This is a genomic window from Thermus sp. FJN-A (assembly GCF_054655095.1).
In genome coordinates this window covers 1-236 of record NZ_BAAHSC010000291.1, presented here as the reverse complement: position 1 = coordinate 236, position 236 = coordinate 1, and the positions used below count along the sequence as shown (strand labels likewise).

The following is a 236-nucleotide window of genomic DNA, read 5'->3' as shown; positions in this document are numbered from 1 at the left end:
CTGCCCACCCTCCACCCCCTGGTCTTCTCCCTCCCCTCCCTCTCGGGGCTTCTGGTGAAGCCGGGGGACCGGGTGGAGGAGGGGGAGCCCATCGCCCGGCGGGTGGACGAGGGGCCCCTGCGGGACCTCGAGGACCAGGCCCAGGCCAAGGCGGAGGAGGCGGCCCGCCTCGAGGCCGAGCTTTCCCGGGCGGAAGAGCGGTGCCGGGCGGAGCGGGAGGCCCTCCGGGGGGAGCT

1 pseudogene is annotated in these 236 nt (G+C 76.7%); it reads left to right on the top strand.

Features of this window, described 5'->3' with window-relative positions:
- Positions 1 to 236 (top strand): annotated as a pseudogene (locus tag ACYQ0J_RS13750) (metal-dependent hydrolase); the annotation flags it as partial.